Source organism: Pseudomonas sp. G3-19 (genome assembly GCF_054855875.1).
In genome coordinates, this window is the sequence record NZ_JBMPIQ010000003.1 from 5,642,376 (window position 1) to 5,663,017 (window position 20,642).

The window sequence follows — 20,642 nt, forward strand, 5'->3', positions numbered from 1 at the left end:
TAGGCAACCTTTGGTTTTCAAATGGAAACAATCCATGAGCGAAATGGATGATCTGGCGGCGTTTGCGGTATTGATCGAGGCCGGCAGTTTTACCCTGGCGGCGCAGCAACTGGGTTGCAGCAAGGGCCAGTTGTCCAAACGCATCAGTCAGCTGGAAGCACAGTTTTCCGTGGTGTTGCTGCAACGCACGACGCGCCGTCTGAGCCTGACTGCCGCCGGCGCCGCTTTGCTGCCACAGGCGCAGGCGCTGGTCGTTCAGGTGGAGCGGGCACGTCAGGCGCTGGCGCGTTTGAAGGACGACATGGCCGGCCCGGTGCGGATGACGGTGCCGGTGTCGCTGGGGGAAACGTTTTTCGATGGCCTGCTGCTGGAGTTCTCGCAGAAATACCCCGAGGTGCTGATCGAGCTGGAGCTGAACAACCACTATCGCGACCTGTCCCGGGATGGCTTCGATCTGGCGATTCGCTCCGAGGTGGCCAATGACGAGCGGCTGGTGGCCAAGCCGCTGCTGGCTTGGCAGGAAATGACCTGCGCCAGCCCGGCGTATCTAGCGCAGTTCGGCGAACCGCTGACCCCGCAGGAGCTGGCCGAACACCGTTGCCTGCTCAACAGCCACTACAGTGGTCGCGAGGAATGGCTGTATCACCAACAGCACGAATTGCTGCGGGTGCGGGTGTCGGGGCCGTTCGCCAGCAACCATTACAACCTGCTGAAGAAAGCCGCACTGGCCGGCGCCGGTATCGCTCGGTTGCCGTCGTACCTGCTGCAAACGGAGTTGGCTGATGGCCGGTTGCGCTGGCTGCTGCGCGATTTTCAGACGCGGCGGATGCCGATGTATCTGGTGCACCCCTACCAGGGCGGTTTGCCCAAGCGCACGCAGGTGCTGGCGGATTATCTGATTGGCTGGTTCAAACGCAGCGGCGAGGCGCTGGATCGCCTTCAGCGCTAACTCATTTCCTGTAGGAGTGAGCCTGCTCGCGATTGCGTAAGCAAATTCAACAGAAATGTTGGCTGGATTACCGCTATCGCGAGCAGGCTCACTCCTACAGTTTGTGGTCAACTGACAAAACGTCGTGCGATCAGATGATCAATCGACAATTTCCCCGGCCCGGTCGCCATCAGGTACAGCAGCACCGCCGCCCAGGTGCCATGGGTCGGGTAGGCATCGGGATAGACGAACACCTCGATGACCAGCGTCATGCCCAGTAGCGCCAGCGCCGAAAACCTCGTGGCGAAGCCGATCAATATCAGCACCGGAAAGAAGTGTTCGGCAAACGCCGCCATGTGTGCAGCGACTTCCGGTGCCAGCAGCGGCACGTGGTATTCGCTCTGGAACAACGGAATCGTCGAGTCCGCCAAGCGTGGCCAGCCGAGTTGAACGGTGCCGTCGATCAAGTCGATGGCCAGCCCCTCGACCTTGGTCTGCCCGGACTTCCAGAACACCGCGGCAATCGAGAATCGCGCGATGAAGGCGATCAGGTTGTGGGGGATTTTTTCCATTAATCCGATGGCGCGAATGATGAGGTTGTTCATGGCGATACCTTGGTGTTCAGGTCGGTGATGGCGTTGTGGCCGATCAGCAGGGCGAGCGTCTGCGGCAGATCGAAAGGTGGACTGTCTTGCGCGGCTTGCAGCAGCGGTCGGTGATGGAGCAGATGGCGGATGAATACGCTGGCGCCGTGATCGAGGGCAAACACCTCGACCTCCAGAGCGTTGCGCAGCACCAGTGCGTGTTGCCCTTGATGGATGTCGATGCCTGCCAGCGTCGCTTCTCCTTGATGCGCCGCCCAGATCGAAACCACCGCGTAAGCCGAATCGAGCAGGTGCAGCGAGGGATGCAGGGTGATGTCCAGTTCGGCGAGTGTTTGCGGATCGGCCAGTGCAGCGCTGATCTGTTGCGCACTGACCGTCGCGGCATCGGCGGCGTGATAAGCGCGGGTGCGCAAGCGTTCGAGCCGTGCGACATCGGCCAGATACGGCACCTCGGCCGCCGCTTCGAATGCGTCAATGAAGTCCGCCAGACCGTCGCCGTAACGGCTCATCAACGGACTGTGCGGCGGCTGCTGCTGGATGAATATGCCGGCCATGCCACGGAAGAATTCCTCGCCGACCAATTGCTGCACCACCGGATAACTGTCGGCCAGCGCGTTGATCAACGAACCTTGCACGTTATTGCGATACACCAGGAATCGGCTGGCAGGATCAGCACCGTTGGCGCTGCACAGGCCAGCGGGGCAGGGCAGGCGAGTGTCGAGCAGGGCGGCGCTGAAGTCGGCTTGCGTGCTCATGGCCGACTCCCAGCGTGCAGCAACAACGCTTCGGCCTGCTGCGCCTCGGCCAGCAGCACATTGAACGCCGGAACCTGGTTGTCCCGTTCGATCAAGGTTGCCACCGGGCCGACTCGTTCGAGCGCCTGTCGGTACAACGCCCAGACCGCGTCATCAATCGGCGCGCCGTGATCGTCGATCAGCAAACGGTCGCCGAGGCTGTCGGCATCTTCGGCGAACCCGGCCAGATGAATCTCGCCGACCGCGTGCAAAGGCAGCGCGTCGAGGTAGGTCAGTGGATCGCGTTGATGATTGACGCACGAGACGTAGACGTTGTTGACGTCGAGCAGCAGACCACAGCCGCTGCGGCGGATCACCTCGGTGATGAACGCCGGCTCGTCGATGGTCGAGCGCTCGAAGCCGAGATAGGTCGCTGGATTCTCCAGCAGCATCGGCCGCTTGAGGCTGTTCTGCACTTGATCGATGTGTTCGCAGACGCGGTTCAGCGTCGGCGTGTCATACGCCAGCGGCAGCAGGTCATTGAGGAACACCGGGCCGTGGCTCGACCAGGCCAGGTGTTCGGAAAAGGATTGCGGTTGATAGCGCTCGATCAGCGTTTTCAGGCGTTGCAGGTGTTGAGCATCCAGCGACCCTTCGGCCCCGATGGACAGCCCGACACCGTGCAGCGACAGCGGATACTGCTCGCGGATCAACCCGAGAAAATGATGAAACGGACCGCCGTCGACCATGTAGTTTTCGGCGTGGACTTCAAAGAAACCGATGTCCGGTTGGGTGCCGAGCACTTCAACAAAGTGCCCGGTCTTGAGCCCCAGCCCCGCGCGGGGCGGGAGCCCGCAGAGGGCTGCCCGAGTGCGCGGTGGGACAGGTTCGTTGGTGGTGAACATGGGCGTCACTCGGGCAGGCAATGGATCAGGACTTGGCTTTGAAGGCTTCCATCTGACCGAAACCGGTCGGCGAGGTCTTGCTCTCGGTGGTGGTGCAGGTGCCTTTCGGCACGAACTTCCACGAATTGGCCTGGTAGTCCATCTTCGCTGTGCCGGCACAGGTAGTGCCCGCGCCCGCGGCGCAATCGTTGTGACCCTTCATGGCCACACCGAAGCATTTTTCCATGTTGCTGTTGTCGGCGGCATTGGCGCTGGAAACGGCAGTCATGCTCAGGGCGGAACCAAGAGCCAGAACCAGTGCAGCGGCGGACAGGGTGCGAGTGGTAGCAGTCATGATGTTTCTCCAGATTTGAGCTTGGGTTTTACAAGCGAAGTGCGCTTGCTTACCCCACTAGAGAACGCTCATGGCGATGCGTTACAGCGCAGTGCAAAGTTTTTTCGAAAAGATTTTCGAACACTGCAATCCACTGTGGGAGCGGGCTTGCTCGCGAAGGCGTAGTGTCAGACACCATTGATGTCGGATGACACAGCGCTTTCGCGAGCAAGCCCGCTCCCACAGGGGATCTGTGTTGGATTCAATCTATCTGCCAGGCACAAAAAAAACGGCCCGAAGGCCGTTTTTCTGTTCAGCGAAAAGGATCAACCGCCGAGGTACGCCTCGCGCACTTTCGGGTCGGTCAGCAGCGCTTCACCGGTGCCTTGCATGACCACGCGGCCGTTCTCCAGAACGTACGCACGGTCAGCGATTTTCAGCGCCTGGTTGGCATTCTGCTCGACCAGGAACACCGTTACACCGTCCTTGCGCAGCTGTTCGATGATGTCGAAGATCTGCTGGATGATGATCGGTGCCAGGCCCAGCGACGGCTCGTCGAGCAGCAGCAGTTTCGGCTTGCTCATCAGCGCCCGGCCGATGGCGAGCATCTGCTGTTCGCCGCCGGACATGGTGCCGCCGCGCTGGTTGAAGCGTTCTTTCAGGCGCGGGAACAGGCCGAGGACCTTGTCCATCTGCTCCTGATAGTCGCCCTTGTCGGTGAAGAAGCCGCCCATGGACAGGTTCTCTTCGACGGTCAGCCGGGCGAACACCCGACGACCTTCCGGCACTACGGCGATGCTCTTGCGCATGATCTGCGACGAGTCCTGGCCGACCAGTTCCTCACCCATGTAGCGGATGCTGCCGCTGTGCGCCTGCGGCGAACCGCAAAGCGTCATCAGCAGCGTGGACTTGCCGGCACCGTTGGCACCGATCAGGGTCACGATCTCGCCCTGGCGGACTTCGACGTTGACGCTGTGCAGGGCCTGGATCTTGCCGTAGAAGGTGGAAACGTTTTCGAACTGCAGCATTTACGCTTCCCCCAGGTAGGCTTTGATCACTTCAGGATTGTCGCGGATCTGATCCGGCGTGCCGTCGGCCAGAGGTGTGCCCTGGTTGATCACGACGATGTGGTCGGAAATGCTCATGACCAGTTTCATGTCGTGTTCGATCAGCAGCACGGTGACGTTGTGCTCTTCACGCAGCACGCTGATCAGCGCCTTGAGGTCTTCGGTTTCCTTCGGGTTCAGACCGGCGGCCGGTTCGTCGAGCATGAGGATCCGCGGACGGGTCATCATGCAGCGGGCGATTTCCAGACGGCGTTGCTGACCGTAGGCCAGGGTCCCGGCGGTACGGTTGGCGAACTCTTTCAGATTGACCTTTTCCAGCCAGTATTCGGCATATTCCATGGCCTCGCGTTCGCTCTTGCGGAACGCCGGGGTCTTGAACAGGCCGGACAGGAAGTTGGTGTTCAGGTGACGGTGCTGGGCGATCAACAGGTTCTCGACCGCCGTCATGTCCTTGAACAACCGCACGTTCTGGAAGGTGCGCACCACGCCCTTGAGGGCAATCTTGTGCCCCGGCAGGCCCTGGATCGGCTCGCCGTCCAGCAGGATGCTGCCGCCCGAGGGCTGGTAGAAACCGGTCAGGCAGTTGAACACGGTGGTCTTGCCCGCGCCGTTCGGCCCGATCAGCGCCACCACTTGTTTTTCCTTGACGGTCAGGGCCACGCCATTGACCGCCAGCAAGCCGCCGAAGCGCATGCTCAGATTTTCAACCTTAAGGATCGGGCGGCTCATTTTCGCATCTCCGCTCTTAGTTTAAGTTCTGGGCGTTGCATCGGCAGCAGACCTTGTGGACGCCAGATCATCATCAACACCATCAGCGCACCGAACATCAACATCCGGTATTCGCTGAATTCACGCATCATTTCCGGCAACAGGATCATCACTACGGCCGCGAGAATCACGCCCAGTTGCGAGCCCATGCCACCCAGCACGACGATGGCGAGGATGATCGCCGACTCGATGAAGGTGAACGATTCCGGCGTCACCAGACCCTGACGGGCAGCGAAGAAGCTACCGGCGAAACCGGCGAAGCTCGCACCCAGGGTGAACGCCGACAGCTTGATGATCGTCGGATTCAGACCCAGTGCACGGCAGGCGATTTCATCTTCACGCAGCGCTTCCCACGCACGGCCGATCGGCATGCGCAGCAGGCGGTTGATGATGAACAGCGCTGCCAGCGCCAGCAACAGGGCAACCAGGTAGAGGAAGATCACCTTGTTGATCGAGTTGTATTCGAGGCCGAAATATTCGTGGAAGGTTTGCATGCCTTCCGCCGCTTTACGTTCGAAGGTCAGGCCGAAGAACGTCGGTTTCTCGATGTTGCTGATGCCGTTCGGGCCACCAGTGATGTCGGTCAGGTTACGCAGGAACAGACGAATGATTTCGCCGAAACCGAGGGTCACGATCGCCAGATAGTCACCGCGCAGACGCAACACCGGGAAGCCCAGCAGGAAGCCGAACGTCGCCGCCATCAGGCCGGCAATCGGCAGGCAGATCCAGAAGCTCAGGCCGTAGTAGTGCGACAGCAGCGCGTAGCTGTAGGCGCCGACGGCGTAGAAGCCGACGTAACCCAGGTCAAGCAGACCGGCCAGACCGACGACGATGTTCAGACCGAGGCCGAGCATCACGTAGATCAGGATCAGCGTGGCGATGTCCACCGCTCCACGGGAGCCGAAGAACGGCCACACCAGTGCACCGAGGATCAGCGCAATGATGATGTAGCGTTGCGTGGTCGGCAGGGTCAGGAAGTTGCTGGCCTTGGCTGGGATCAACGGCAGGCCCGGCGAGGATTTCCACGCCTTGCTGATCTGCTGGTTGAACAGCACGCGCAGGAACATCAGCACCGAGCACACGGCGATGGTCGCCAGAATGGCCGGGCTGGTGCCGTGCACTTCGAGGTTGATGCCGACGATGGTCAGTTTCAGACCGAGTACCGGGTAGGCCACGGCCCACACCAGCAAGGCACTGAACAGTGCCTGTTTAAGATTCCTAGTCATACTTTCTCAACCTCCGGACGGCCCAGAATGCCGGTCGGACGGAACAACAGCACCAGAACCAACAAGCCGAAAGCCACGACGTCTTTGTACTGGTCGCCGAAGATATCGGCGCCAAAGGCTTCCGCCACCCCAAGCACCAGCCCGCCGAGCATGGCGCCGGGGATGCTGCCGATCCCGCCGAGTACCGCAGCGGTGAAGGCCTTGAGGCCGACGAGGAAACCGGCGTTCGGGTTGATCACGCCGTACTGCATGCTCAGCAGCACAGCGGCGACGGCCGCCAGCGCAGCACCGATGACGAAGGTCAGGGCGATGATGTTGTTGGTGTTGATGCCCAGCAGGTTGGCCATCTTGATGTCTTCGGCGCAGGCACGGCAGGCGCGACCCAGGCGAGAGCGGGAGATGAACAGCGTGAGGCCGAGCATGGCGACCAGGGTCACCACGAACACCACGATTTGCATGTAGGAAATCAGCACTTCATGTGCACCACCTGGCCCGATGGAGAAGTTGCCGGGGATCAGGTTGGGGATGGATTTGTCCTTGGAGTCTTGCGCGAGCAGAACCGTGTTCTGCAGGAAGATCGACATACCGATTGCGGAAATCAGCGGGATCAGACGGTTGCTGCCGCGCAGGGGGCGGTAGGCGATCCGTTCGATGCTGTAACCGTAGGAACTGGTGACGACGATGCTCGCGATGAACGCGGCGGTCATCAACAGCGGGACGTTGTCGATTCCCATCATGGCCAGCCCGGCGATGGCGATGAACGCCACGTAGGAACCGATCATGTACACCTCGCCGTGGGCGAAGTTGATCATTCCAATGATGCCGTAAACCATCGTATAGCCGATGGCGATCAGGGCATACGTGCTGCCAATGGTCAGGCCATTAACCAGCTGTTGGAAGAAGTGATAGATGTCAGGCATTACAACGCTCCTAAAAACCTGATACGCATTTCACTGGTGGAGTCATTTTCCCGCCCGGCCCCGTGGATCTTTATCCACTTCGAATCCGGGTTTTGCCAGCGAACCGCTGATGACGGTTTTGAGATTTTCAGGTGGGGAGACTGGCGGATCACGCCAGCGCGGCCCATACATTCGTAAAACAAAGCCCACGGCACGCCGTGGGCTTTATTGGCAGTCAGTCAGGGCGCGCCTTACTGAGGCGAAACTTCAGTTTTCGGTTTGCCGAAGTGCCACTCGTAAACCACGAATTTGAAGTCCTTCAGGTCGCCCTTGGCGTCGAAGCTCAGGTCGCCGGTAGGGGTTTTGAAGGTGCCGGCGTGGATGGCTTCGGCCACTTTGGCAGGGTCTTCGGACTTGGCTGCCTTGATGCCTTCGGCAATCACTTCAACCGCCGAGTAGGAAGGGAACACGAACGGGCCGCTCGGATCTTCTTTCTTCGCCTTGAAGGCATCAGCCAGGGCAACGTTGGCCGGATCCTGGTCGAAGGATTTCGGCAGGGTCACCAGCAGGCCTTCGGAGGACTCTTTGGCGATCTGCGAAATGGAGTCGTTACCCACGCCTTCCGGACCCATGAACTTGGCTTTCAGGCCTTTTTCCTGGGATTGACGCAGGATCAGACCCAGCTCCGGGTGGTAGCCGCCGTAGTAGACGAAGTCGACGTTAGCTTGCTTGAGCTTGGCGATCATCGAAGAGAAGTCCTTGTCGCCGGCGTTGACGCCTTCGAACACGGCGACTTTCACGCCTTTCTTCTCCAGAGTCGCCTTGACTGCGGTAGCGATGCCTTCACCGTATTGCTGCTTGTCGTGCAGGACGGCAACGATTTTCGGCTTCACGTGGTCGGCGATGTAGTTACCGGCGGCAGGGCCCTGGGCGCTGTCCAGACCGATGGTGCGGAAGACCATTTTGTAACCACGGGCGGTGATGTCCGGGCTGGTGGCAGCCGGGGTGATCATCACGACGCCTTCGTCTTCGTAGATGTCCGAAGCAGGCTGAGTGGAGCTGGAGCACAGGTGACCGACCACGAACTTGACGCCGTCGTTGACGACCTTGTTCGCCACCGCTACCGCTTGTTTCGGATCGCACGCGTCATCGTATTCAACGGCTTCGAGTTTCTTGCCGTCGACGCCGCCCTTGGCGTTGATCTGCTCGATGGCCATTTTCGCGCCACTGAACTGCATGTCGCCGTATTGGGCTACAGGACCGGTTTTAGGGCCGGCGATACCGATCTTGATGGTGTCAGCGGCGAACGAATGGCTGGCAACCCCGGCCAGAACCATAGCGGCAAACAGTTTGGAAATCTGCTTAGTAGCCTTAGTCATAGTGCTCCACTCTTACTGTTGTAATTTTTTTGAGTTCTGGCGCCGCAGCAGCAGAACCGGGTCAGATATCTTTGCGATACCCTCCGGAAATGCCCCCGGCAACTGTACCGGTACAGTGTAGAGCGCCGGTTGTTGGCCTGGGAAGCAGGCGCCGAGGGGCAAAACTTGGGGGTGTCGCATTTTTGAATGAAAAAGACAGAATTGCGGCGGGGCTTTCGTGGGCATATATCCCAAACACCAGCATTCCTTGGCGTTCCTGCTCTTTTCGTTCGGTGAAGCCATTTGCAACCGGGTTTTTCTGCCGGACCACCGACGTTATCATTCGCGTCGATTTCTTTTCCGGACAGTCCCATGAATCAAGAACCTAGCACCCTCTATGCCAAGCTGCTTGGTGAAACCGCATCTATTACCTGGAAAGAGCTGGAGCCGTTCTTCGCCAAGGGTGCCCTATTGTGGGTCGACCCGGCTCTGGATTTGATCGCCGCCGCCGAGGCCGTGGCCTCGGATGATGGCGAGAAAGTCGCCGCCTGGCTGGCCGAGGACAAGGTCGCCAAGCTGTCTGAAACGCGGGCGCTGGATATTTTCGAGCGTGATCCAGCGCTGTGGGCGGTGGTGGTGAGTCCGTGGATTCTGATCCAGGAAAGGGCGGCCATCTGAGACTGAGCACCTTTATGGTGCGTCTGGCCAGCAGCGAAAAGTGTGTAGCCGAGTAGCGTGATGGCACGTTGCCGTAGAGAAAGGCCACAAGCGTGGGTGGCCTCACGGTGACGTAAACGTAACGGGAACAGTTTATTGAGCAGCCGGAGGGCTGCTTAATTGTTTCTGGATATTGGAAGGGCTGAGATTTTCAGGGAATTTGAGGGCCCCATCGCGAGCAGGCTCACTCCTACAGGGGAACGCATTTCAACTGTAGGAGTGAGCCTGCTCGCGATAGGGGCAACTCGGATCTGGATCAGACCGAGTAAGTCTTCCCGGTATGGTTATTCAAGGAAATAACCTTGGTCTTGCCGATCCGGTGACGGTAGATCTCGCGCAGGTACTTGATCGACTTCTTCACGCAATCGCGCGACAGGCGAATGTCGTTGATCGAGACGAACTTGTCCTTGTCGTTGATCAGCTCGCGGTACTTCTTCTCGTACATCGGCTTGATCGCGTACCAGTTGGTGTCGAGGATCTTCGCCGGGTTCTCGAACTCGTTGAGCAGATCGTCGATGCGGTCTTCGTCGAACTCTTCATTAATGATGAAGTCGAGGATCGAGTTGTCCAAAGTCTCGTCAAAACGGTACGGGGTCTTGGCGAAGCAGCGCTTGATGAACGCCACGATCAACGTCAGGAAGTCGTCCGACAGGCACGGGCTCTTGGCGATCAGGGTGGTCAGCGACAGGTTGGCCGAAGCGCCGATCACCAGCGCATAACGCTTGAGCGTGGTGTTGGGGAACAGGCTGTTGAGGTGGGTCTTCAACCGGTTCAGGTCCATGTACGACAGTTTGTAGTCCTTCGGCAACGAGACGATCGACACCACCGACGAGCAGTTCTTGAAGAAGTGCAGGTCGTGCAGCGCCGCGGCGTCGTAGCCGGAATTCTTGTACTGCTCGAGCGAGGCGCGATAGCGCTTGGATTCGATCGGCAGCAGGCTGATGCCTTCGATGGCCTGGGTGACCTTGTTGAAGTGCGGCAGGTCGATCGAGCGGAAGAACAGGTCGTCGATGTTCAGACGCTGTGGCTCTTTGTCGAAGACCTTGAACTTGTCGCTGCTCGGCGGCGGGGTTTCCGGCACCACCGATTCGGCGTAGGCAATCGCCACCGGGCCGGCCAGACTCATGAACAGGTCATTGGCATCCAGGCGAATGGTTTCGCCGATGTCGATGCCGGCGCGGCGGAAGTAGTTCTGGTCGTAGTCGGTGGTCACCGCCTGCGCCGTCAGTATGTTGAAGATCTGCTGCGAGATGTACTGGTTGGCGTGCTTTTCCATCGCATTGACATCAATGTTCTGGATGTTGCCGTCATCGCTCTCTTCGGCGTAACGCATGATGTCGTTGGAGATCAGCATCATCGCGTTCCATGGGCGGATACGGCCCATGACGCTGGCTTCGCTGCTGTCTTCATTGGCGAAGTTGTAGGAGAAATCCCATTCCTCCGACAGGTATTTGCACAGCAGGCGGCCGGCGTTGATGTGCAGCGCCTCGGACATTTCACTGCGGTGGTCGGAAATGTTCGGCAGCACGCAGATGCCGCTGGTGAAGATCGGCTCGAACACGAACGAATGCCCGCTCTTGCCGTCGTGCTCGTCCATCGGCTTGGTGTCGAACGTCTTGTTCATGTACGAGTGCTGCTGGGCCAGGCCGAATTCCGAGGCCATGCCCGAACCGGTACCGCCGCCGGCACTGAAGATCGAGAAGTACAGGCGCGACTGGTTGGCCTTGATGCCGCAGCTGTCGATCAGGTACGAGTGGATCATTTTCCAGTCAGGGCTGGAGAAGCGCTGGGTGTCCTTGTTGAGGATGATTTTCGCCAGATACTGGCCGAGGATCGGCGCGTTACCGGCGCCACCGGCGTGGACTTCGGACAAGTCCATGATCTTCATTTTGCTGTAATCGCGCAGGAAGCCGCTTTTCTCGCCCTTGCGCGAGAAGCGGATGCGCCCGGCGATGTCCTTGTCGAGGTCGCCGAGCATCACCAGCGGTTCGACGAGGAACACCGGTTTGCTCGACTTGTTGGTGCCGATCCGCAGGTTGTTTTTGATCCACTGCGCCGGGCTGTAGCCCTTGTCGGCCAGACGGCGGTCAGCAGCGCGGTCTTCGTTGTTGAATTCGTTGAGGTAGAACTTGCGCGCGTTGTACACCAGCTCCGCGACGTCGAGTGCGATGTTCGAGCCGCAGCGACCGAGGCCGATCAGGCACACCGACGGAAACTCCTGATCGTTGTGCTGTTCGTTGTCGCCTTCCAGGTGCGGTGGACGCGGGAACACCAGATCACGCAGGCCATCGAGGTTGTCGAGGATGCGGTCGGTGTTGGTTTCGGTGTAGTACAGATATTGCTGAGTGCCCAGCGGGCGCGAGGGAGGCAATGGCTTCGATGATGACGGGCTGTTTGCGGCAGGGCTCAGGGTCAGATCGGATACCGCAGTGGCGGGATTGTTTTTAGAAGTCATTGTGCGCCATATACCTGGACTGGTTGGTCCGCTGACCAGTGTCAGCGAGCCTCACGGAATAAGATCTCGCGTCTTTTATTGCGCGAATTTGGCCCGGGCGTCAGGGGCTTGGCCTGATCGTCGCACGGGGGAATCCTTTCCTGATCGCTCATGAATCGGCCATTATTCAGTGATCTTTAATCAAAAAGAGGCGAAATGATGTCAACGCTCCCTTCGTTGGGTTTTGCCGGAATCGGCCTGATGGGCCTGCCGATGTGCCGCCGTTTGCTGGCTGCCGGCTACCCGTTGACCGTGTGGAATCGCAACCCGGCCAAGTGCGCGCCACTGGTCGAAGCTGGCGCCCGGCAGGTGGCAAGCCCCGCTGAACTGTGCGAACACGCGGACGTGGTGATGCTCTGTCTGGCCGACACGGCGGTGGTGCGCGAGGTGGTGTTTGGCGCCGGGGGTGTCGCTGAAGGTGCGAAAAGCGGCCAGTTGCTGGTGGACTTTTCCAGCCTCGAACCGACCGCTACCCGCGAATTGGCCACCGAGTTGGCCGACAAGACCGGGATGAGCTGGCTCGACTCACCGGTGTCCGGCGGCGTGGTGGGTGCCGAGGCCGGCAGTCTGGCGATCATGGTCGGCGGCGCGTTGGCGGATCTGGAGCGGGTGCGCCCGGTGCTGCTCAACCTTGGTCAGCGCGTCACGCACATGGGTGGCATCGGCGCCGGGCAGGTCACCAAGGCTTGCAACCAGATGATCGTCGCCTGCAATGCGCTGGTGATTGCTGAAGTGGTGGCGCTGGCCGAACAGGCCGGGGTCGATGCGAGCCTGATTGCCGAAGCGCTGGCCGGTGGTTTTGCCGATTCGAAACCGTTGCAGATCCTCGCCCCGCAAATGGCCGAGAGCCGTTTTGAACCGGTGAAATGGCACGTGCGCACGCTGCTCAAGGACCTCGATACCGCAGTGAAATTCTCCCGCGAACAAGGCTCGGCCACACCGATCAGCGGATTGGCCGCACAATTGATGCGCCTGCATGGGGCGCAGGGATTTTTGCAGAAGGATCCAGCGACACTGGTACAAATGTACCGCGCGCCAGACTCAACGGATTGACCGCGTGCGAGTGTTTGCGCTGATTGATTTCTTCCAGCACCGGGCGTAACTCGTCCAGCGGCACCGGGCGGCTGAGCAGGTAGCCCTGAATGAAATCGCAGCCTGAGCGCTCGAGGAATTCGTACTGTTCCAGACTTTCCACGCCCTCGGTCACCACCTGCAGATGCAGGGTGTGGGCCATGACGATGATCGCCTGGACGATCTCCATGTCGGCGGTCGCCGTGGGAATGTCGAGGATGAACGAGCGGTCGATTTTCAGCGTATTGAGCGGCAGGCGCTTGAGGTAGGCCAGCGATGAATAGCCGGTGCCGAAGTCGTCGATCGACAGCGACACCCCGAGGGCGCGGATCTGCCGCAGCAGCACCAGGGTGTTGGCGATGTTGCCCATCAGCGCGTTTTCGGTGACTTCCAGTTCCAGCCGTTCCGGCGCAACGCCAGCGCTGCGCAGTGCGCTTTCGATCTCATCGGCCAGCTCTTCCCGGGCAAGGTTGAGCGGCGAGCAGTTCCAGGCGATTTTCAGGTCGTTGCAGCCATGCCGCGTCAGTTCGCCGAGGTCAGTGCAGGCCCGGCGCAACACCCAGTTATCCAGTTCGGCGATCAGGCCATTGGTTTCGGCAATCGCGATGAAGCGATCCGGGGCCAGCAAGCCATGCACCGGATGCTGCCAGCGGATCAGCGCTTCGAGTTTGGTCACTCGACCGGTTTTCAGTTCGAAGATCGGTTGGTAATACAGCGTCAGCCCGTTTTCTTCGCGCAGGGCCTGGCGCAGTTCTTCTTCCAATTGCAGTTCGAGGCTGGCGCGGGTCTTCATGTTGGCACTGAAAAAATGCAGGCCGTTACGCCCGGCGCCCTTGGATTGATACAGCGCCAGATCCGCGTGCTTGAGCAGTTCTTCGCAGGTGGTGCCGTCGTCCGGGAACAGGCTGATGCCGATGCTGGTGGTCATCACCATACGGCGGCCGGCCAGTTCGATCGGCTCCTTCATTTTCAGCATGATCCGTTGCGCCATGTTGCGCGCTTCCTCACGTTCACGCAGGCTGATCAGGATGCAGAACTCGTCACCGCCGAAGCGGGCGACCACGTCTTCATGGCTGCGCACCGAGCCTTTGATGTGATTGGCGATGACTTTGAGCAGGGCGTCGCCGGCGTCATGGCCGAGGCTGTCGTTGATTCGCTTGAAGTGGTCGATGTCGAGAAACATCACCGCGAGCATGCCGCCTTCGTTGGTTTTCTGGCTGAGTTTCTCGGCAAAAAGCTGGTTGAAACCGCGGCGGTTGATCAGGTTGGTCAGCGCGTCGTAATTGGCCACTTGTTGCAATGACATCCGCGCCTGATCGAGCTGGCCGAGCAGGGCGTTGACCCGGCGCAGATCCTGCTCCTTGTTCTGCAGTTTCTTGTCGGCGAGTGCCGCGCTGATCGCGCTGCCGAGAATCAGCAGGATGATCAATGCGACGGTCAGGCCCAGTTGCAGGTAATTGGTTTCGCCACTCAGGGGCGGCACTGCGCCCTCGGGCACCACCAGATGCAACGCGGCCATGCCGGTGAAGTGCATGCTGATGATGCCGGCGCCGAGGATCACTGCGGCGGTGTATTTGAGCAACTGATGAAAACGGCCGCTGCCTTCACGCAGATAACCGGCGACCCACAGCGCGGCGAAGCTGGCGCCGATGGCAATCACGATCGACAGGCAGAACAGCAGCGGCTGGTAATACGCAGTGGCCACCGAGTGCATCGCCGCCATGCCGACGTAATGCATGCCGGCGATGCCCAGGCCAATAACGATCGCGGTTTTCAGGTACTGCATCAGCGAGGGATGAGGCACGCTCAGGGTGTGCATCGCCAGCCATGAGGCGAGCAGGGCGATCACCAGGGAAAACAGAGTGGTGGCCAGTTCGTAATGGATTTCCAGCGGCGCCTGGAATGCCAGCATGGCGATGAAGTGCATGGCCCAAATGCCGCCAGCCAGGCAGGTGGCGCCGATCCAGCGCCAGACCCGTTGCGAACCCGGATCTTCGGCGTGGCCAACCCGCTCGGCCATGTCGAGGGTGGCAAAACTCGCGGCGCAGGCGACCAGATAGGCCACCAGCACCAGCAAGGGATTGTGTGTGCAATCGAGAATGACCTGCCCGCTCTGCGGCAGCTCGGTAACAAACTGCAAACCAAGCCACTCCATAGCATCCCCGTCTGTGAAGTCGTCCCTGCTGCGTCAGCAACGCAGGCGAATGAGAGGAGTATAGAGGCGGTTTTTGCCATGCAAGCGGTAGTGGCACATTGGCGCCAACCATTTCGGCATGAGCCTTATAGCGATTGGCGCTAAACCATTAGGCGCTTTGGTCGTAAGGGATCTGATTCCATTCCGGTTCGAGCGGCGGCAAGCCGAAGCGGGCGCGCGCCTTGTCGCAATCGACATTCTGTTCGCCGTATTCCCAGGAAGCATCGAATTCGCGGCAGGGACTGGAGCGTTGCTCGTAAATCGAGCACTGCACGTTACTGCCCACTTCACCGATCAACGCCGTACACCGCGGCGATTTGCAGTCGGTGCCGTTCATCGCTACCCGACTGGGACTGATCTGCGTCACCAGTTCATCGGGCACTGTACCGCCGGAGGAGGCGCATTCACCCCAGAAAAAAGACACGCGAAAATGGGAACAGCAGGCACCGCAATTCAGACACGGACTGACTTCGGACATGGGGAGGGTATCAAAGGGGTTGATCGGCGAATCCGGACGGATCCGGCGGCTATTCTAGGCTTCGCCATGAACTTGGGAAGGGGGGCGCGAAAGTATTTTTTTGTAGCCGGGTTTTGCCGCGAAACCCCCGGTTTATGGGGGATTGCAGTGTTATCAAGGGCTTACGTTTCGTTACAGTGCCATGGCCCGTTATCAGGCTGACGAATGATCACAGACAGCCCCGGCAGGCCTGTCTAGATTGCAGGTTCCGGGCTCGGATGCGTCGGCAGTGAAGCCCACATAACAATAAAGAGACGGACCCATGCAGAACTCGACCCAAGCGGCGAATGCCTGGCGCATTCTGTTCCTGTTATTCCTTGCCAACCTGTTCAATTTCTTCGACCGCACCATTCCGGCGATCATCATCGAGCCGATCCGCATGGAATGGCACCTCAGCGATTTTCAACTGGGAATCGTCGGCACCGCGTTCACCCTGGTTTATGCGATCGCCGGCCTGCCGCTGGGGCGCATGGCCGATACCGGTTCGCGCAGCAAACTGATGGGCTGGGGCCTGGCGACCTGGAGCGCGCTGACGGCGGTCAACGGGCTGGTCGGCAGTTTCTGGAGTTTTCTGCTGGTGCGCATGGGCATCGGCATTGGCGAGGCCAGTTACGCGCCGGCCGCCAACTCGTTGATCGGTGACCTGTTCCCGGCGCACCGTCGGGCGCGGGCCATGGGTATTTTCATGCTCGGCCTGCCGTTGGGCCTGTTGCTGGCATTCTTCACCATCGGCGCGATGGTCAAGGCCTTCGACAGCTGGCGCGCGCCGTTCTTTATCGCGGCGGTGCCGGGGCTGATCCTCGCGGTGTTCATGTTCTTCATCAAGGAACCCAAACGCGGCGCGGCGGAAACCGTGCAGGTGTCCCAAGAGAGAGTCGACAAGCCTATCCGCCGGGTGCTGGCGGTGCCGACATTCCTGTGGCTGGTGATGGCCGGTTTGTGCTTCAACTTCGCCACCTATGCCTGCAACTCGTTTCTGGTGCCGATGCTGCAGCGCTACTTCCTGATGCCGTTGCAGGAGGCGGCGGTGGCGACCGGCGTGATCGTCGGCGTCACCGGGTTGATCGGTCTGACCCTCGGCGGCTGGATCGCTGACAAGATTCATCAACGAGTCGCCAACGGCCGGCTGCTGTTTGCCGGCTTCAGCCTGATCATCTCGACCCTGTGCACCGCGTGGGCGCTGCACGCCGGACGGGTCGAGATCGGCGTGTTCGTCGCGGTGTTCAGCGTCGGCTGGCTGTTTGCCTATAACTTCTACACCTGCGTGTACACGGCGATTCAGGACGTGGTCGAACCACGCCTGCGGGCCACGGCGATGGCGCTGTTCTTTGCCGGGCTGTACCTGCTCGGCGGCGGTTTGGGGCCAGTGGTGGTGGGGGCCTTGTCCGATCATTTCGCCAAATCGGCGATGCTCTCGGCGGGGGCCGAGCAGATGACTGAGGCGTTCAAGGCTGTGGGGCTGCATGACGCGATGTACCTGATTCCGGTGGCGCTGTTCTTCACCATGGTGTTTCTGTTTCTGGCGGCGCGGTGTTTTGTGCGGGATGCGCAGCGGATGAAGGAGGGGTTGGTGGCAGTGGTTGAGCCTGATGTTTCTGTGGCGACTGCATAACCGCCTTCGCGAGCAAGCCCGCTCCCACATGGGAACGCATTCCAAACTGTGGGAGCGGGCTTGCTCGCGAAGGGGCCATCAGCATCAGCCGATAAATACCAGACAAACAAAAAGGCCCGCATCACTGCGGGCCTCTTCATTTATAGCGGTAGAGCAGGGGACTTAACCCGCCACCAACACCCGTATCGCTTCCAGACGCAATGCCGCTTTATCCAGCATCGCCAGACCCAGTTCACGCTGCTTGCGCAACGCATCCAGTTCGCTGTCGCGTACAGTCGGGTTGACCGCTTGCAACGCGGTCAGGCGCGCCAGTTCTTCCTCGGTGTCCGCCGCTAGACGACGACGGGCCTCGGCCACGCGCTCGGCGTGACGCGGGGTGATCTTGTCTTCACCGGCGTTGATCCGTGGCGTCAGCTGATCGCGCTGGGCCTGGATGAACTTGTTGGCGCTGGCGCGTGGCACGCTTTCCAGTTGATCGTTCAAGGTTTCGAACGAGACGCGGGCCGACAGATCGTTGCCGTTGGCGTCGAGCAGGCAGCGCAGGGCGGCCGGCGGCAGGTAGCGGCCCAGTTGCAGCGAGCGCGGTGCAACCACTTCGCTGACGTAGAGCAGTTCCAGCAACACCGTGCCCGGTTTCAGCGCCTTGTTCTTGATCAGCGCGACGGCGGTGTTGCCCATCGAGCCGGACAGCACCAGGTCCATGCCGCCCTGCACCATCGGGTGTTCCCAGGTGATGAACTGCATGTCTTCGCGCGACAGCGCCTGGTTGCGGTCGTAGGTGATGGTCACGCCTTCGTCATCGCCCAGCGGGAAGCTGGCGTCGAGCATCTTCTCGCTCGGCTTGAGGATCAGGGCGTTTTCCGAATGGTCTTCGCTGTCGATGCCGAACGCGTCGAACAGGGTTTCCATATAGATCGGCAGGGCGAACTGATCGTCTTGCTCAAGGATGTCCTCGACCAACTGATCGCCTTCGCCCGAACCGCCGGAGTTCAGCTCCAGCAGACGGTCGCGGCCGGTGTGCAGCTCGGCTTCCAGACGCTCACGCTCTGTGCGCGCTTCGTCGATCAGCGCTTGCCACTCACCGTCGTCGGCTTCTTCAAGCAGCGGCAGCAGGCGCGGGCCGAACTGATGCTGCAAGGCGTTGCCGGTCGGGCAGGTGTTGAGGAACGCGTTCAGCGCTTCGTGGTACCACTGGAACAGGCGCTCTTGCGGGCTGGTTTCCAGGTACGGCACGTGCAGTTCGATGATGTGCTTCTGGCCGATCCGGTCGAGACGACCGATACGCTGTTCAAGCAGATCCGGGTGCGACGGCAGATCGAACAGCACCAGGTGGTGAGCGAACTGGAAGTTGCGACCTTCACTGCCGATTTCCGAGCAGATCAGCACTTGCGCGCCGAACTCTTCGTCGGCGAAGTAGGCGGCTGCGCGGTCACGCTCAAGGATGTTCATGCCTTCGTGGAACACCGTGGCCGGGATGCCGGAGCGCACGCGCAGCGCGTCTTCCAGGTCCATCGCGGTTTCGGCGTGGGCGCAGATCACCAGCACTTTGGTGCGCTTGAGCATTTTCAGCTGATCGATCAGCCACTCGACGCGCGGGTCGAATTTCCACCAGCGCTCTTCTTCGCTGGCGTCCGGCTGGGCCTGGAAGCTGACTTCCGGGTACAGCTCGGCGTGATCACCCAGCGGCAGTTCGAGGTATTCGTCCGGGCATGGCAGCGGGTACGGGTGCAGTTTGCGCTCCGGGAAACCCTGCACGGCGGCGCGGGTGTTACGGAACAGCACGCGGCCGGTGCCGTGGCGGTCGAGCAGTTCACGCACCAGACGCGCGCTGGCTTCGCTGTCGCCATCGTTGACCGCAGTCAGCAGGGCTTCGCCTTCGTTGCCGAGGAAACCGTGGATGGTCTTGTGTGCTGCAGGCGACAGGCGCCCTTTGTCGAGCAGTTCCTGAACGGCTTCGGCCACCGGGCGATAGTTCTCGCTCTCGGCGCGGAACGCGGCCAGGTCATGGAAACGGTTCGGGTCGAGCAAGCGCAGGCGGGCGAAGTGGCTGTCCTGACCGAGCTGTTCCGGGGTCGCGGTGAGCAGCAGCACGCCGGGAATCACTTCAGCCAATTGTTCGACCAGCGAATACTCGGGGCTGGCCTTGTCTTCGTGCCACACCAGGTGGTGGGCTTCGTCGACCACCATCAGATCCCAGCCGGCGGCGAACAAGGCGTCCTGCGCCTTCTCGTCTTCGACCAGCCACTCCAGGGCAACCAATGCCAGCTGGGTGTCTTCGAACGGGTTGGTGGCATCGCTTTCGATGAAGCGTTCTTCGTCGAACAGCGCGACCTGCAGGTTGAAGCGGCGGCGCATTTCCACCAGCCACTGGTGCTGCAGGTTTTCCGGCACCAGGATCAGCACACGGTTAGCGCGGCCCGAGAGCAGTTGGCGATGGATCACCAGACCGGCTTCGATGGTTTTCCCCAGACCCACTTCGTCCGCCAGCAGAACCCGTGGCGCAATGCGGTCGGCGACTTCACGGGCGATGTGCAGCTGGTGCGCGATCGGTTGCGCACGCACGCCGCCCAGGCCCCAGAGCGAAGACTGCAACTGGCGGCTGGTGTGTTCCAGGGTGTTGTAGCGCAGGGAGAACCACGACAGCGGGTCGATCTGCCCGGCGAACAGACGGTCGCTGGCCAGACGGAACTGAATGAAGTTCGACAGCTGGGTTTCCGGCAGGGTGACGGCTTCGTTCTGCCCGTTGAGGCCGTGATAGACCATCAGCCCGTCGACGTCGTCGACTTCGCGCACGGTCATCTTCCAGCCTTCGAAGTGGGTAATGGTGTCACCCGGCGAGAACCGCACGCGGGTGAGGGGCGCATTCCGTAGCGCGTACTGGCGGGTTTCGCCAGTGGCCGGGTAAAGCACGGTCAACAAGCGGCCGTCCTGTGCCAGAACGGTGCCTAAACCAAGCTCTGCTTCGCTGTCACTGATCCAGCGTTGCCCCGGTTGATACTGCTGCGCCATGCTGCCTGACTCCCACCTTGAAAAAGCGGGCTATCTTAACGGAATGCAGGCTCCAGGGCCAAAGATTACTGGGCAGAAGCTGCCGCAGACAGCGATCTTCTGATCTTTGGAAACACTTGAGTTTTGTGATGTCCGATTAAAAGATCGCAGCCTGCGGCAGTTCCTGCAGTGCCAACCCGATCACAGATTTGCGACGGATGGCTCAAGGCGCCTTTGCCGCAGCCG

Annotated in this window: 17 protein-coding genes; 4 read left to right on the forward strand and 13 right to left on the reverse strand. The window is 60.4% G+C overall.

Annotated features, from left to right (window positions below; translation table 11 throughout):
* Nucleotides 1–34: 34 nt before the first annotated feature.
* Nucleotides 35–949: a LysR family transcriptional regulator gene (locus ACOYXI_RS25705; protein ID WP_183781515.1), complete on the forward strand. Its 915-nt coding sequence runs from the start codon at nt 35–37 to the stop codon at nt 947–949.
* A 107-nt stretch (nt 950–1,056) separates the two neighbouring features.
* On the opposite strand, the gene ACOYXI_RS25710 is transcribed toward ACOYXI_RS25705, so the two are convergent.
* From ACOYXI_RS25710 to ACOYXI_RS25750, 9 genes are all read right to left on the reverse strand, one after another.
* Nucleotides 1,057–1,533 (reverse strand): DoxX family protein, encoded by a 477-nt coding sequence (locus ACOYXI_RS25710; RefSeq protein ID WP_098967568.1) that lies wholly within the window; start codon nt 1,531–1,533, stop codon nt 1,057–1,059.
* Nucleotides 1,530–2,288, reverse strand: a complete 759-nt coding sequence (locus tag ACOYXI_RS25715) for an HvfC/BufC N-terminal domain-containing protein (protein ID WP_134785593.1) — start codon at nt 2,286–2,288, stop codon at nt 1,530–1,532. The genes ACOYXI_RS25710 and ACOYXI_RS25715 overlap by 4 nt, the downstream gene beginning before the upstream one ends.
* Nucleotides 2,285–3,172 carry an MNIO family bufferin maturase gene (bufB, locus tag ACOYXI_RS25720; RefSeq protein WP_461675447.1) on the reverse strand — a complete coding sequence of 296 codons (888 nt, stop codon included), beginning with the start codon at nt 3,170–3,172 and terminating at the stop codon, nt 2,285–2,287. The genes ACOYXI_RS25715 and bufB overlap by 4 nt, the downstream gene beginning before the upstream one ends.
* Before the next feature lie 25 nt (nt 3,173–3,197).
* Nucleotides 3,198–3,506, reverse strand: a complete 309-nt coding sequence (locus ACOYXI_RS25725) for a BufA1 family periplasmic bufferin-type metallophore (protein WP_007969475.1) — start codon at nt 3,504–3,506, stop codon at nt 3,198–3,200.
* Nucleotides 3,507–3,811: 305 nt separating this feature from the next.
* Nucleotides 3,812–4,513 (reverse strand): ABC transporter ATP-binding protein, encoded by a 702-nt coding sequence (locus tag ACOYXI_RS25730; RefSeq protein ID WP_003222380.1) that lies wholly within the window; start codon nt 4,511–4,513, stop codon nt 3,812–3,814.
* Nucleotides 4,514–5,281 carry a high-affinity branched-chain amino acid ABC transporter ATP-binding protein LivG gene (gene livG / locus ACOYXI_RS25735; protein WP_135295105.1) on the reverse strand — a complete coding sequence of 256 codons (768 nt, stop codon included), beginning with the start codon at nt 5,279–5,281 and terminating at the stop codon, nt 4,514–4,516.
* Nucleotides 5,278–6,546 (reverse strand): high-affinity branched-chain amino acid ABC transporter permease LivM, encoded by a 1,269-nt coding sequence (locus ACOYXI_RS25740; RefSeq protein WP_135295106.1) that lies wholly within the window; start codon nt 6,544–6,546, stop codon nt 5,278–5,280. The genes livG and ACOYXI_RS25740 overlap by 4 nt, the downstream gene beginning before the upstream one ends.
* A complete protein-coding gene (livH, locus tag ACOYXI_RS25745) occupies nt 6,543–7,466 on the reverse strand; it encodes a high-affinity branched-chain amino acid ABC transporter permease LivH (protein ID WP_027614381.1) in 924 nt (307 codons plus the stop codon). Before livH ends, ACOYXI_RS25740 begins: the two co-directional genes overlap by 4 nt.
* A 230-nt stretch (nt 7,467–7,696) precedes the next feature.
* Nucleotides 7,697–8,824, reverse strand: a complete 1,128-nt coding sequence (locus tag ACOYXI_RS25750) for a branched-chain amino acid ABC transporter substrate-binding protein (protein WP_461675448.1) — start codon at nt 8,822–8,824, stop codon at nt 7,697–7,699.
* A 351-nt stretch (nt 8,825–9,175) separates the two neighbouring features.
* Between ACOYXI_RS25750 and ACOYXI_RS25755 the strand changes: the two genes are divergently transcribed.
* A complete protein-coding gene (locus ACOYXI_RS25755) occupies nt 9,176–9,481 on the forward strand; it encodes a DUF2288 domain-containing protein (protein WP_461675449.1) in 306 nt (101 codons plus the stop codon).
* Between the two features lie 295 nt (nt 9,482–9,776).
* Here ACOYXI_RS25755 and ACOYXI_RS25760 read toward each other — a convergent pair whose 3' ends face one another.
* Nucleotides 9,777–11,975 (reverse strand): hypothetical protein, encoded by a 2,199-nt coding sequence (locus tag ACOYXI_RS25760; protein WP_027614384.1) that lies wholly within the window; start codon nt 11,973–11,975, stop codon nt 9,777–9,779.
* A gap of 195 nt (nt 11,976–12,170) precedes the next feature.
* Here ACOYXI_RS25760 and ACOYXI_RS25765 point away from each other — a divergent pair, with 195 nt between their 5' ends.
* Nucleotides 12,171–13,067 carry an NAD(P)-dependent oxidoreductase gene (locus ACOYXI_RS25765; RefSeq protein ID WP_461675450.1) on the forward strand — a complete coding sequence of 299 codons (897 nt, stop codon included), beginning with the start codon at nt 12,171–12,173 and terminating at the stop codon, nt 13,065–13,067.
* On the opposite strand, the gene ACOYXI_RS25770 is transcribed toward ACOYXI_RS25765, so the two are convergent.
* A complete protein-coding gene (locus tag ACOYXI_RS25770) occupies nt 12,958–15,240 on the reverse strand; it encodes a putative bifunctional diguanylate cyclase/phosphodiesterase (RefSeq protein WP_461675451.1) in 2,283 nt (760 codons plus the stop codon). The genes ACOYXI_RS25765 and ACOYXI_RS25770 overlap by 110 nt on opposite strands.
* Nucleotides 15,241–15,388: 148 nt before the next feature.
* A complete protein-coding gene (locus ACOYXI_RS25775) occupies nt 15,389–15,757 on the reverse strand; it encodes a YkgJ family cysteine cluster protein (protein WP_098967577.1) in 369 nt (122 codons plus the stop codon).
* 301 nt (nt 15,758–16,058) lie between these two features.
* On the opposite strand from ACOYXI_RS25775, the gene ACOYXI_RS25780 reads away from it, so the two are divergent.
* Nucleotides 16,059–17,408: a spinster family MFS transporter gene (locus tag ACOYXI_RS25780; protein ID WP_027614388.1), complete on the forward strand. Its 1,350-nt coding sequence runs from the start codon at nt 16,059–16,061 to the stop codon at nt 17,406–17,408.
* Nucleotides 17,409–17,570: 162 nt separating this feature from the next.
* Here the strand turns inward: ACOYXI_RS25780 and rapA are convergent, their stop codons facing one another.
* Nucleotides 17,571–20,417 (reverse strand): RNA polymerase-associated protein RapA, encoded by a 2,847-nt coding sequence (gene rapA / locus ACOYXI_RS25785; protein ID WP_461675452.1) that lies wholly within the window; start codon nt 20,415–20,417, stop codon nt 17,571–17,573.
* Nucleotides 20,418–20,642 lie beyond the last annotated feature (225 nt).